This window comes from Acinetobacter sp. USHLN143, from assembly GCF_037145695.1.
Lineage (GTDB): Bacteria > Pseudomonadota > Gammaproteobacteria > Pseudomonadales > Moraxellaceae > Acinetobacter > Acinetobacter fasciculus.
This window is the reverse complement of the sequence record NZ_JBBCWZ010000040.1, coordinates 1-13,434: the sequence shown is the minus strand read 5'-3', so window position 1 is coordinate 13,434 and position 13,434 is coordinate 1. Positions and strand designations below refer to the sequence as shown.

Annotated in this window: 12 protein-coding genes; 5 read left to right on the top strand and 7 right to left on the bottom strand. The window is 43.9% G+C overall.

Going from position 1 to position 13,434, the window contains the following annotated elements:
* Nucleotides 1–109: 109 nt before the first annotated feature.
* The gene (ppk1, locus tag WFH18_RS11010) at nucleotides 110–2,191 is read left to right on the top strand and encodes a polyphosphate kinase 1 (RefSeq protein ID WP_121979928.1); all 2,082 of its coding nucleotides are present in this window, start codon (nucleotides 110–112) and stop codon (nucleotides 2,189–2,191) included.
* A gap of 57 nt (nucleotides 2,192–2,248) precedes the next feature.
* On the opposite strand, the gene WFH18_RS11005 is transcribed toward ppk1, so the two are convergent.
* The 5 genes from WFH18_RS11005 to rubA form a co-directional block, all read right to left on the bottom strand.
* The gene (locus WFH18_RS11005; protein ID WP_121979927.1) at nucleotides 2,249–2,842 is read right to left on the bottom strand and encodes a response regulator transcription factor; all 594 of its coding nucleotides are present in this window, start codon (nucleotides 2,840–2,842) and stop codon (nucleotides 2,249–2,251) included.
* Nucleotides 2,843–3,024: 182 nt separating this feature from the next.
* Complete coding sequence (oxyR, locus tag WFH18_RS11000; RefSeq protein WP_004279412.1) at nucleotides 3,025–3,933, bottom strand: LysR family transcriptional regulator OxyR; 909 nt, start codon at nucleotides 3,931–3,933, stop codon at nucleotides 3,025–3,027.
* A 13-nt stretch (nucleotides 3,934–3,946) separates the two neighbouring features.
* The gene (gene estB / locus WFH18_RS10995) at nucleotides 3,947–4,885 is read right to left on the bottom strand and encodes an esterase EstB (protein WP_004646272.1); all 939 of its coding nucleotides are present in this window, start codon (nucleotides 4,883–4,885) and stop codon (nucleotides 3,947–3,949) included.
* A gap of 57 nt (nucleotides 4,886–4,942) precedes the next feature.
* Complete coding sequence (gene rubB, locus WFH18_RS10990; RefSeq protein WP_121979925.1) at nucleotides 4,943–6,121, bottom strand: rubredoxin reductase RubB; 1,179 nt, start codon at nucleotides 6,119–6,121, stop codon at nucleotides 4,943–4,945.
* A gap of 91 nt (nucleotides 6,122–6,212) precedes the next feature.
* Nucleotides 6,213–6,377, bottom strand: coding sequence for a rubredoxin RubA (gene rubA, locus WFH18_RS10985; protein ID WP_004279415.1), 165 nt, complete (start codon nucleotides 6,375–6,377; stop codon nucleotides 6,213–6,215).
* A gap of 487 nt (nucleotides 6,378–6,864) precedes the next feature.
* Here rubA and WFH18_RS10980 point away from each other — a divergent pair, with 487 nt between their 5' ends.
* The gene (locus tag WFH18_RS10980) at nucleotides 6,865–7,407 is read left to right on the top strand and encodes an adenine phosphoribosyltransferase (protein WP_004279416.1); all 543 of its coding nucleotides are present in this window, start codon (nucleotides 6,865–6,867) and stop codon (nucleotides 7,405–7,407) included.
* Nucleotides 7,408–7,447: 40 nt separating this feature from the next.
* Here WFH18_RS10980 and WFH18_RS10975 read toward each other — a convergent pair whose 3' ends face one another.
* On the bottom strand, nucleotides 7,448–7,942 hold the full coding sequence (locus tag WFH18_RS10975; protein WP_004279417.1) for a YqiA/YcfP family alpha/beta fold hydrolase: 495 nt from the start codon (nucleotides 7,940–7,942) through the stop codon (nucleotides 7,448–7,450).
* A gap of 388 nt (nucleotides 7,943–8,330) precedes the next feature.
* Here WFH18_RS10975 and lysS point away from each other — a divergent pair, with 388 nt between their 5' ends.
* Complete coding sequence (gene lysS / locus WFH18_RS10970; RefSeq protein ID WP_004279418.1) at nucleotides 8,331–9,860, top strand: lysine--tRNA ligase; 1,530 nt, start codon at nucleotides 8,331–8,333, stop codon at nucleotides 9,858–9,860.
* Between the two features lie 349 nt (nucleotides 9,861–10,209).
* Here the strand turns inward: lysS and trpS are convergent, their stop codons facing one another.
* Nucleotides 10,210–11,223 carry a tryptophan--tRNA ligase gene (trpS, locus tag WFH18_RS10965; RefSeq protein WP_004279419.1) on the bottom strand — a complete coding sequence of 338 codons (1,014 nt, stop codon included), beginning with the start codon at nucleotides 11,221–11,223 and terminating at the stop codon, nucleotides 10,210–10,212.
* Nucleotides 11,224–11,412: 189 nt separating this feature from the next.
* Here trpS and WFH18_RS10960 point away from each other — a divergent pair, with 189 nt between their 5' ends.
* Entirely contained in the window at nucleotides 11,413–12,339 is a 927-nt protein-coding gene (locus WFH18_RS10960) for a DUF808 domain-containing protein (RefSeq protein ID WP_121979924.1), read from the top strand.
* 48 nt (nucleotides 12,340–12,387) lie between these two features.
* A complete protein-coding gene (ypfJ, locus tag WFH18_RS10955) occupies nucleotides 12,388–13,293 on the top strand; it encodes a KPN_02809 family neutral zinc metallopeptidase (RefSeq protein WP_004279421.1) in 906 nt (301 codons plus the stop codon).
* The last annotated feature ends 141 nt before the right edge of the window (nucleotides 13,294–13,434 follow it).

The following is a 13,434-nucleotide window of genomic DNA, read 5'->3' as shown; positions in this document are numbered from 1 at the left end:
ATGATTTGAAGAGAAAGCCCAATTATTTGGGCTTTTTTTTATGAAATTGTCATCAATTTGAAGCATACTTGAAGCGATAAGCACAATTTTAAATCCGCATAGGTTTGATATGAATACGGCAGCCAGCACAACTTCAGCACAGCCCGAATATACATATAATGATCGTTATATTAATCGTGAACTGTCTATCCTAGACTTCCATTTACGTGTCCTGGAACAGGCTGTCGATCCTTTACATCCATTGCTCGAACGCATGAATTTTCTGTTGATTTTCTCGCGTAATCTGGACGAGTTTTTTGAAATCCGGGTCGCCGGGATGATGGAACAACTGGATCTGGACAATGAAAGCCGGAGTCCGGATGGCTTGACTCCAAAGCAGGTTTTAGAACAGATTTCTAAAACGGCGCATGCCGCCATTGAACGTCAATACCGTATTTTAAATGAAGAAATTTTGCCAAAATTGCGTGAGGAAGATATTTGCTTCTTGCGCCGTGGTGAATTGACCCCAGCACAATCTGCCTGGGTCAAAAAATATTTTCAGGAGCAGGTGGCTCCCGTCCTCACGCCAATCAGCCTAGACCCAGCGCATCCATTCCCGCGACTGGTGAATAAATCACTGAACTTTATTGTCACGCTGGAAGGGAAAGATGCCTTTGGCCGTCAGATTGATCTGGCTGTGGTACCTGCACCGCGTTCACTGCCACGCGTGGTGCGTTTACCGGATGAACTGACCGATGGAAAAGAACATCATGTGATGCTGTCGGCGATTATTCATGAGCATGTGTCTGATCTGTTCCCGGGGATGACGGCGACTGGCTGTTATCAGTTCCGTGTCACTCGAAATGCCGATTTGGCCTTGAATGAAGATGTCGAAGATCTGGCCAAGGCGCTCAAAGGCGAGCTCAGTTCACGCCGTTTTGGTCGTGCGGTACGTCTCGAAGTGACAGAAAATTGTCCGCAGCATATTTATGAATATCTGCTCAATGAATTTGATCTGGACGACGAGCAGCTTTATAAAGTTGCTGGCCCGGTCAATCTGGCACGTTTGCTGTCTAACTTTAAGCGTCCACATTTACGTTATGACTCGCATACGCCGATCATTCCCAAAGTACTGAAAAAATCTGAAAATATTTTTAGTGCGATGCAGAAACAGGATATTTTGCTGCACCATCCTTTTGAATCTTTTGCGCCGGTCATTTCATTATTACGTGAAGCGGCACGCGATCCGCAAGTGCTGGCGATCAAGCAAACCTTGTACCGCAGTGGGCCAGATTCTGAAATTGTGCAGGTACTGGCTGAAGCTGCCCGCAATGGCAAGGAAGTCACCGCAGTGATTGAATTGCGTGCACGTTTTGATGAAGAATCCAATATTGCGGTGGCCAATGTCCTGCAAGAAGCGGGTGCGGTCGTGGTCTACGGCATTGTTGGTTACAAGACTCACGCCAAGATGATTCTGGTGGTGCGCCGGGAAAATAACAAACTGATGCGCTATGTGCATCTGGGTACCGGTAATTATCATGCCGGCAATGCACGAATCTATACCGATTATGGTCTATTAACGACAGATAAAGATCTGTGTGAAGATGTGCATCGTATTTTCCAGGAATTGACCGGTATGGGGAAAATGGCCAAGCTGAAAAAGCTGCTACATGCGCCATTTACCTTGCATGCCCAGTTACTTAACTATATCGATAATGAAATTGCCTATGCTCAAGCAGGGAAACCGGCGCAGATTATTGTCAAAGTCAATGCACTGACCGAAATGCAATTGATTAACAAACTCTATGAGGCTTCTCAGGCCGGGGTACAGATTGACCTGATTATCCGCTCAATTTGCAGTTTGCGTCCGGGGTTGCCGGGTCTGTCGGAAAATATCCGGGTGCGTTCAATTGTCGGGCGTTTCCTGGAACATACCCGCGTGTATTATTTCAGCAATAATGGCAATTCACGTATTTACTGTTCAAGTGCAGACTGGATGGATCGTAACCTGTTTAATCGGGTCGAGGCCTGTTTCCCGGTCGAAGATGAAGCCTTGAAAAAACGCATCTATCAACAAGGTCTGTTGAATTACTTGAAAGACAATCAGCAATCCTGGTTATTGCAAGGTGATGGTACTTGGCTGCGGGCACAGCCCAAAGAAGGTGAAAAACCGCATAATGCACAACGTATTCTGTTAGAGCTGTTTAAATAAGTTTAAGTATGTAAAGAGGCTGAATATTCAGCCTCTTTTTTATTCCGAACATAGAATTTAACTGTTCAAGCTGAGTTTAACCAGTTTTCGATAGATGTGTTTGACCCGACTATACATCTGATAGTCCTTCATCTGGAGCTGATCTTGTCGTTCAGCTTGCGATTGATGTTGACTCAATAATTTTAATAACTGCAATTCAGCGAGGTTAAGACAGGTTTTAGCAATGGGCTGGTGCAGGATATAGTCTGCCAGTTCAGTATGAATGTAGGCTCCGCCGCGTAAGACAATTTTTAGACTCTCAGCGAACTGCGGTAATGAATCATGATGCTGCATATAGCTATCTGCTCCGGATAATAAAGCAGAATAGATGAGTGCTATGGCATCCGTATTGAATATGGCAATAACAGGTGTATCTGAGCTTTGCTGTTTCAGCTGATGAATCAAACTGATCTCTGAAGTTGTTGCTGCATGATAAAGAATCAGATTAGGCAGATGTTCAGTAATCATGGATTGTGCGGACAGCATATTGTCCGCATACAGCAGCATATCTGGCTGATAGCCGAGTTGCTGTAGCACGGTCTGGATTTTTGACAGGTCGAGTCCAGTCGGTGAACGAATCACTAAAACCGGTGCAGGCAAAAGGCTAGCCAATAAAACGCGATCCTGTAGATGCGATAGAGAGCTATACTGTGAATCAGGCAGATGCAAATGCCTATCCCAAAGAATAGTGATTTAGCTGAAATGTAGAGATTCTAAGTTTCTAGGCGGACTGGATGCATTCAATTCAAGATATAAAAAAGGAGCAACATGTGCTCCTTTTTATTATCTATAGATCAGGCAGCATCGTGCTGAGTGATTTTCTGGAAAATCTGTAATAGCACATCAAACTCGCTTTGCAGCGGTGTGCTTTTACGGGTTACCAATGCCAGGGTACGACTTGGGGCTGAATCGATCGCTTTTACCTGAATCTCAGGATTGCCTTTAATCATATTGGTATGGATCGCAATTTCAGGCAGCAGGGTAAAGCCCAGATTTGCAGACACCATTTCGATTAAAGTCGGCAGTGAGCTGGCTTTTAAACGGTGATCATTTTTACGCTCACCAATCGGGCAGGCACTCAAGGCATGATCACGCAGGCAATGACCTTCTTCAAGTAACATCAGGCGAGACAGATCCAGATCTTCTAAAGAGTTTGCTTGTGCAGCATGCTGATCAGATTTTTGGTAAACCAGATACAGATTCTCTTTGGCAATTTCAGCAACTTTCAGACCACGGGTGTCGAAAGGCAATGCCAAAGCCACCATATCCAGGTTGCCATGTTCCAGCTTTTCTACAATCTTTTCACTTTGCGCTTCATGCAGATGCAACTGGATTTTTGGTAATTGCTTATGCACTTCATCCAGCAGCTGGGACAATAGGAAAGGTGCAATTGTTGGAATGACGCCGAGATGTAGATCACCGGTTAAAGGTTCACTCATCTCACGACTTAAACGCATTAGGTCCTGAGCATCGGCCAGTAGAACACGTGCGCGTGCAACCACTTGTTCACCAAGAGGCGTTAAACGAACATTCTGGCGGTCGCGTTCAACAAGTACGCCACCGAGTAAACGCTCCAGCTCCATGATGCCGCCAGACAAGGTTGACTGGGTGACAAAGGAGCGGCGAGCAGCTTCTGTAAAGTGTAGCGTCTCTGACAGTGTTACGAGGTATGACAGCTGTCTTAGGGATGGTAATGCAGCCATAGTGTCCTAATGTTTATGATTTAAAATGATCAGCAAATAATTCGCTAAGATATGGAATAAAATGCGGTGGGATATCATGCCCCATTCCATCAATTAATTCAAATTTAGCCCCTGAAATTGCTTTCGCAACGGCCTTGCCATGGCTAGGAGGCAGCAATCGATCTCGAGAACCATGGACCACCAGGGTTTCTTGTTTGATTTGCTTGTCCAGTTGCAGCAATGAGCCTGTACATAATATTGCTAAAAACTGTTGAAGTACACCAGCAGGATAGTAACTTCGCTTATATAATTTACGGGCGGTCTGCACCGCTTCCAGATGATTGACATAACCTGGTGAGCCGATGATCTTAAACAGTTTCAAACTATGATCAACAATGCCATCTTCATCTGTTGAAGCCGGTTTGTCAATCAAACTAAAGAGTTGCTTAGGGAAGGGCGGTGGCAACATCGGCTGGTTATTACTGGTAAACAGTAAGCCCAGTTTTTTGACTTTGTCCGGATAACGCGCTGCCAGAATCTGGGCAATCATACCGCCCATTGAGGCACCCAGCACATAGACCTGTTCCAGCTGCATTTTTTCAATGAGCAGGCTGACATCTTCGGCCATATCATACAGATCATAAGGTGCACCCTGATTACCCAGACCCAGCACAAACCGGCTCATCATTTTTAGGGTATTCAGGCGTGGACCTTTGTGATGAACTTTTGAAGACAGGCCAATATCACGATTATCAAAACGGATGATGTGATAGCCATTGTCAATCAGTGACTTGCAGAAAAAGTCAGGCCAGTACAGCATTTGCCCACCCAGCCCCATAATCAGTAAAATGGTGGGATGTTCCGGATTTCCACCAACCTCGACATGTAACTGGATCCCATTACCAAGATCAACCTTGGTTTCATGCATGAACGAGGTATAGGGGGAAAGATTAAACTGTGCTGCGCTGTACATGGTCGCTGTCCTAATTAAAGGATATTTCGTTTAAAAAATATCCGTGCTATTAAACCTCTAAACCGCAGCAGGAATCAAGTCAGGAACCTGCTTGGTCAAGGTCAGACGCTGTTTGCTTGCAGTGGCCCCTAAAAGCACAAAACCACGTAAGGTGCCGTTAGCATCGAACGCTTTAGCCAGCATGCCATCATCAAATTCTTCAGTTTCCCAAGTCACCTCAACATCGATGGGTGCAGGCAATACCGTTAAAGGTGCAGCAGGCGTTTTAACTGCCACTGGCATAGCCGGATAATGCACGGCAGTATGTTCGCCATTTAAGGTTTTTGCCAAAGCGCGGGCTTGTTGCATGATCGGCATGACATAAGGCAATAAGGTTCCATTGACCTCGGCACAGTCGCCCACCGCATAGATATCGGCTTGGTTGGTTTCCAGTTGTGCAGTGGTTAAAACTCCGCGACTGGTATGTACGTCTGCCTGTTTCGCCAAAGAAATATTTGGCTGTAAACCCACCGCAGACAATACTACATCTGCAACCAAAGACTGACCATTGGCCAGCGTGACCAGATAATCACCATTGTCAGCACGAGAAACTTTTTCGACTGTTGTGCCCAAGACAAAGTGAATGCCGGTTTCTTCAAGATTCTTCTGGAATGCAGTAGCAACATGTTCTGGCAATAAACGGCCAAGCGGCTGCGGCGCCAAATCAATAACTGTGACCTGATGATCGGTATTTTGCAGGTCATTGGCAAATTCACAGCCAATCAGGCCTGCACCTAAAATTACTACACGTTTGTCTTCACGTGCTGCCAGATTGTTACGGAAAGCTTTATAGTCACTCAAATTGTTGACGACATGAATGTCATCGCTGGCATCACCGGCAATCGTCAGACGTACCGGATTGGCACCGATGGCTAATACCAGTTTGCTATAATGTTGCGTGCTTTCCTGGCCATCTTTTTCCAAAACCAGTTGATGATCTTCCGGATGAATCGCCTTAACCCAGGTATGCTGTTCAATGCGCATATTCAGCTGTGCCGACATTTTAGCTGCATCGCCTAGTGGAATTTGTTCAGGTGCTTTATTGCCGGCCAGAGCATTGGAAAGCGTCGGTTTGGCATAATTGACCGCATCATCCGCACAGATCATCAGCAATTCATGTTCTGGATTAAGTTTACGAAATTCACGTGCTACGGCATAACCCGCCATACCTGAACCAATAATGACGATAGGATGCATAGTTGTTTCCATATGGTAGAGCTCCATGCTGTATAAATGGTAGAAGGGCATAAAAAAAGACCATATGGATATGGCCTTTAACTGGACGTGATTAGACTTCGATCATTTCGAAATCGACTTTAGATACGCCGCAATCCGGACAGGTCCAGTCATCCGGGATATCTTCCCATTTGGTGCCTGCCACGATCCCGTCTTGAGGCCAACCTTCTGCCTCGTCATAAATCCATCCACATACGATGCATTGAAACTTTCTCATGTAACTCTCCAAAACTGAGCAACTGTAGGCGTCAGCTTAAAATCCATAAAAGGCAAGACTCTAAAAGAATATGACTTTTTAACAGTGAACATATTTGGCTAAATTTTTACGCAGTTCTATTCATAAAGTAAAGTGAATAAAAGCTTAATCAGCGAAATTAGCAGCAGAATAGACGACACATTCCTCATTTATCTAAAAATCACGCCAATCAGCTTTTCTGGCGTAGGCGGTTAAAGGATAAAAAGCTGACGATGGCAAAAATGAGTGTTTATCTTGTGGGATAGACCAAAGTCGTGCAGTAAAAACTTGAGTTTTTAGGTAATTTAAAATCAGTAAAGTCCGGATTAAATATTTTTAAAATAAATCAATATAATAAAATCAATATCTTGTAATTAAACGTCGGGTTTTTATTAGGCAGCTTGGCTTGTCCGCTCTACTCAAATAGGTTTAAAATTCCCATATTCCTTTTCTTTTTTTAAGATCTCCCATGAGCAATTTGTCTACTTCTTTGTGGTCTCACATTCGTACGGTCCAAGATTTTCCAAAACCAGGAATTTGCTTCTTTGATTTGACCCCACTTTTCATGAGCAATATTGGTCCATTGACTGACGCTTTGATTGCCAGCATTCCTGCTGACAAACTGGCAGAAGTAGAAAGCTTTATTGCGGTTGAAGCGCGTGGTTTTGTGTTGGCAAGCTTGTTGGCACAACGTACAGGCAAAGGCTTATTGTTGGTGCGTAAAGCAGGTAAATTGCCACCTCCAGTGGTCGGTGTGGGTTATAGCCTGGAATATGGTCTGGATCGTTTAGAAATGTCTGCGGAAGTTCAGTCCCAGAAAGTAATTATTGTGGATGATGTTCTGGCAAGTGGCGGAACCTTAAAAGCAGTGAATGAACTGGCTCAAAAATGTCAACATGAAGTACTTGGTGCAAGTATCTTCCTTGATCTTCCTGACCTGCATGCTGAATTAGGCCTGGATATCTGGTCAGTGCTGGATGACAAATCTCAGCCTGAAGCGGCAGTTGCTTAAGTTATACATTTAAAAAAAGCCCCAAAATTGTGGGGCTTTTTTATTGCCTGATAAAATGATCTTCAATTTCCTGAATCAGTGTATTAATTTGCTCAGGATGTTCCAGACGATGATGGCCGCCATCAACTGCCTGAATTTGCATATAGTCTTCAAGTTGTGTCTGAACCGCATGCATATCCAGAATTTCATCGCCCAGCTCCAGATAGGCAAACTGAGGAATATCATGCTGTAAATCGTGATGCCCAATCGGCGGATAATCATCGCGGAAGTTAGGCTGCAAAATGGGATTGGCCACTACACATGGAATTTGATACGCTTGTGACATTTTCAGTGCCCAATAACCGCCAAGACTGTGGCCGACCAGAATATCCGGTTTGATGGTTTCAATCATCTCATGATAAAACTCGGTGACCGAACTATAACTCAGATTTCGATAATCGACATCGATACAGTATTTATGTACCACATCAATGGCATGGAACTTGGTGGATTCTCTGGAGGAATCTAAGCCATGTAAAAACAAAATCTTAGACATAGTTCATTACTCATTTTTATGGGACATGCCATATTGGTTATTTGTTGATTGGCACATCATCTTCAATCTGAGCGTCATTGTAGAACGTCTGGGTGTACAAGGCAGTTAGCTATTGGTCTAAGCCACAATTTTGCAGTGCAATGATTTTGTATAACCCCTGTCTGATTTAAACTTTAATCCCAACTGAGAGCAGCGGGGTGCTGCAAAAGGTTGAAGAAAGGGAATTTAAAAGAGTGACAGAAGGGCTCAACCGAATGGTGTAAATAGCAGGATAGTGGATTTTTCCAAAGAAAAGCCGGTTCCTGAGAGTCTTTACGCTACGATTTGAGAAGGATTTCTGCTATTCTATGCAACTTCTATTTTTTAACTAATCTTATTCGAGGCAGAGATGACGCAAACTAACGCTCAATCGACTTCTGAACAAATCATTTCCGAAAACGATTTAATTGCACAGCGTCATGCCAAGTTAAAGCAAATCGAAGCTCAGGCAAAAGAAACAGGTAAGAGCCCATGGCCGAATACCTTTAAGCGTGAGCATTATGCCCAGGATTTACAAGACCAGTTCGCTGATAAATCTAAAGAAGAAATTGAAGCAGGCGAAAAGGTCTACGTCAAAGTTGCCGGTCGTGTGATGTTGAACCGCGGTTCATTTATCGTGATCCAGGACATGACAGGTCGTATCCAGCTTTATGTGGCGCGTAAAGAACTCGCTGCAGATGTACTGGCCACTATTAAAGGTCTGGACCTTGGCGATATCATCGCAGTTGAAGGTTATATCGGCCGTTCGGGTAAAGGCGATTTGTATGTACACATCGAACATTTTGAATTACTGACCAAATCATTACGTCCACTGCCAGACAAGTTCCATGGTCTGAACGATACTGAAGTGAAGTATCGTAAACGTTATCTTGATCTGATTGTTAACGAAGAAACGCGTAAAACTTTTGAGATTCGTGCCAAAGTTGTGGCGGGTATCCGTGCCTTCCTGACTGAAAAGCGCTATATGGAAGTTGAAACGCCAATGATGCATGTGATTCCAGGTGGTGCATCGGCACGTCCTTTCGAAACACATCACAATGCACTGGATATGTCATTGTTCTTGCGTATTGCGCCAGAGCTTTACTTAAAGCGTTTGGTGGTCGGCGGTTTTGAACGTGTGTTTGAAATTAACCGTAACTTCCGTAATGAAGGTGTTTCTACGCGTCATAACCCTGAATTCACCATGATTGAATTCTACCAGGCGTATGCAGATTACAAAGATCTGATGGAATTGACCGAGCAAATGCTGGAGCGTCTGGCGATTGATATCTTGGGTACGACTGATGTGCCTTATGGTGATGAAGTGTATAGCTTCAAAGGTCCATTCAAGAAAATTTCAATGTTTGATGCAATTCTGGAAAATAACCCGCAATTTACTCCTGAAAATGTCAATGACCGTGAGTTCCTGGCAAAATTCCTTCAGGAAGAATTGAAAGAGCAGGTGAAGCCAGGTTTTGGTCTGGGCAAACTGCAAACCATGGTATTTGAAGAAACCGTAGAAACCAAATTGCGTCAGCCGACGTTCATTACAGAATATCCAGCGGAAACCTCTCCATTGGCACGCCGTAATGATCATAATCCACACATTACCGACCGTTTTGAATTCTTCATTGGTGGTCGTGAGTTGGCCAATGGCTTCTCGGAGTTAAATGATCCAATCGATCAGGCTGAGCGTTTCCAGGCACAGGTTGCTGAAAAAGATGCTGGTGATGATGAAGCCATGCACTACGATGCAGACTTTGTAGAAGCATTGGAATACGGTCTTCCTCCAACTGCAGGTGAGGGTATTGGTATTGATCGTCTGGTGATGATCTTTGCAAATGCAGCAAGTATCCGCGATGTGATTTTGTTCCCGCATATGCGTCATAAAAATGCTTAAATGCTGAATTTGAAAAACCCGCTCTGGCGGGTTTTTTTATGCTTGAAATAAAATATATTCAAAAATTAAAGACAAAAAAAACGCAATGATTGGGGTTGTCATTGCGTAGAAAAAGGGATGTCTTTCAAACTACTTCATTAACTGTGGAGAGAGTTAAATCTGATTCCTTACTGAATACAATCATAATAGGATGCATTCTCATATGACTCATCAGTATTCATGTTAATACATGTTAAATAAGGTTAAAACTATGAAGATTATGTGGGGATATTTGCATCATTTTTGCGCAATTTTAGCTTAAACAAAAAAGCTCTTCATCAGAAGAGCTTTTAAGAGCAATTTTTTCTAATTAAAAATGGAATACACCGAGGCCAGATTTAACTTCATCCAGTGTCGCCTGGGTAATATCGCGACATTTATCCGTACCGGTTTTCAGGATATCCATGATGTAATCGGGATCTTTAGCCAGTTCAATACGACGCTCACGAATTGGGCCGATCAATTCTTTTAAAATACTTTCCAGACGTTTTTTCACTGTACCATCGCCTAAACCACCACGACGATAATGGGCTTTGAGCTCTTCCAGCTCTTCTTTATTTGGGTCAAAGGCATCTAGATAAGTAAATACCACATTGCCTTCGACCTGACCTGGATCTTCAATACGCAGATGATTCGGATCGGTATACATTGCATTGACGGCTTTCTTAATATCTTTATCTGTCGCATCCAGCACAATGGTATTGCCCAAAGATTTCGACATTTTTGCTTTACCATCAAAACCAGGTAGGCGACCAACATTGGAAAGAAGTGCCTTACATTCTGGTAGCAGGTCATGACCAATTTGACGGTTTAAACGACGCACGATTTCGTTGGTCTGTTCGATCATTGGAATTTGATCTTCACCCACAGGAACAACCGTTGCCTTAAATGCTGTAATGTCAGCAGCTTGAGCCACCGGGTAGCACAAGAAGCCGGCTGGAATATCACGCTCAAAACCACGCATCTGGATTTCAGATTTAATGGTCGGGTTACGCTCAAGACGTGAAACAGTCACAAAGTTGAGATATAGCATGGTCAGTTCATTTAAGGCAGGTAAGCATGACTGAACACAAATTGTGGTTTTAGTTGGATCAATACCGACAGCCAGATAATCCGTCGCCACTTCAATAATGTTACGACGTACTTTTTCAAAATTGTCCGCATTATCAGTTAGGGCTTGAGCATCGGCGAGTAACAAGTGTTGATGGTGAGAATCTTGCAGACCTACACGAGAGCGTAATGAACCCACAAAGTGGCCGAGGTGGAGTTGTCCGGTAGGACGGTCGCCCGTCAAGATCACTGGACGATTATCTTGATTACTCATTATCTATTCCAAAGGGTAGTCAGTACTACAGCTGTATTTTAACGAATGGCAACATTGTACGGCATTCTGTTTTTGATTGTCAGCCAGAAAAAAAGCTGTCGTAAAAAAATCTTATAAATTAAACAAGTGAATACAATATTTTTAAGAATTTTGATTAAACTATCTGGAAAGAAGATAAGGATAATAAGTATGGCGAGCAGTTTATTACTATTATTAGATGATATTGCTACTGTTCTGGATGATGTCGCTGTCATGAGCAAAATGGCAGCAAAAAAAACGGCAGGCGTTCTCGGTGATGATCTGGCTTTAAATGCGCAGCAAGTGACAGGTGTGCGGGCTGATCGTGAATTACCGGTGGTCTGGAAAGTTGCCAAAGGTTCTTTTGTTAATAAACTGATTTTGGTGCCGCTGGCCTTATTAATCAGCTTTATTGCAGGCTGGCTGATTAATCCCTTGTTGGTGCTGGGTGGTTTGTTCCTATGTTATGAAGGCGTGGAAAAAATTATTCATACCTTGCATACACCGAAGGCCAAGGACGCGGAACAGGCGCGTGAGCAATTGATTCATACAGAAATGGATTTGCACCAGTTTGAAAATGAAAAAGTCAAAGGTGCTATTCGCACTGACTTTATCCTGTCTGCTGAAATTATCGTGATTACTTTGGGAACGGTCGCCGCAGCCTCGATGCTGACCAAAGTGACTGTTTTAAGCCTGATCGCGGTGGTGATGACCATTGGTGTTTATGGTTTTGTTGCGCTGATTGTCAAACTGGATGATATCGGTCTGCATCTGACTAAACAGCAGTCCGATTTTAAACAAAAAATAGGACGTGGCTTGTTGGCATTTGCCCCGGTCCTGATGAAAATTCTCTCCATTGTTGGAACCGCTGCAATGTTTCTGGTGGGCGGTGGAATTATTAACCATGCTATTCCTTTTATTCATCACTTTACTGAAGACAGTGTGGCTTATGTGCAGGATATTCCCAGCATTGGCAACATTGTGGGTGCTGTTACGCCGACCTTGATTAATTTCGCTGTAGGAATTTTAGCGGGTCTGCTGGTCATGCTGGTCATCAGCCTGATTAAGAAAATCTGGCCTAAATCATCAAAAGCTTAAGGTGTGGAAATATCTGGATATTAAGCAGATTAAGAAAAGGAAAAGACTATGCGTTGGAAAGGTCGTCGTGTCAGTAGCAATGTAGAAGACCGTCGCGGTGGTGGTGCCAAAGCTGGCGGAATCAGTATTGTTGGATTGATTGTGGCCTTTGTGGCCTGGAAGTTTTTCGGTGTCGATCCACAACAGGCTTATCAAACCACCAAGCAGGTCACTCAGGGGGTATCGGGTGCGGCAGAAACACGTGGCCTGGAAAATCCCACGCCAGAACAGCAGGAGTCGATTGATTTTGTTGGAACTGTATTGGCAGATACTGAAGATACCTGGAATCAGGTGTTTCAGCAGCAGTTAAATCAGCAGTATGTCCCACCGAAACTGGTGTTGTTTAACGGCATCGTGAATTCTGGTTGTGGTACGGCTCAGGCGGCGATGGGGCCTTTCTACTGCCCGACAGACCAGAAAGTGTATATCGATACGGCATTCTTTAAAGATATGCGCACTCAAATGGGCATTACTGGAGAACAGAATGCCACCGAACTTTCCCGTAATGATCAGGCGGGGGATTTTGCGCTGGCCTATGTCGTGGCCCATGAAGTGGGGCATCATATCCAGACGATTTTAGGTATTTCTTCTCAAGTACAGCAAGCACGTCAGCAAGCAAGCGAAGTGCAAAGTAATCAGCTTTCAGTGCGTCAGGAATTGCAGGCAGACTGTCTGGCCGGTGTCTGGGCTTACCATAATCATGAACGTACCCAATTTTTGGAACAGGGTGATGTGCAGGAAGCGATGGATGCCGCCCATAAAATTGGCGATGACTATTTACAGAAACGTGCTCGCGGACAGGTGGTGCCGGACAGCTTTACTCATGGCAGCAGCGCGCAGCGGGTACAATGGTTTAATACCGGCTTGAAATCCGGTCAGGTTGCGAATTGTGATACCTTCAATCAAAATATTTAAATGACTTCGATAAAAAAAAGGAGCAGATGCCACTGCTGTCCCATAGTTTGCTTTAAATAAAAAAACCTGAGTCCTAACAGTTAAAATATGAGTGCAAACAAACACTTTAACGACCAGGATTCAGGTTTTGTCACATCAGAA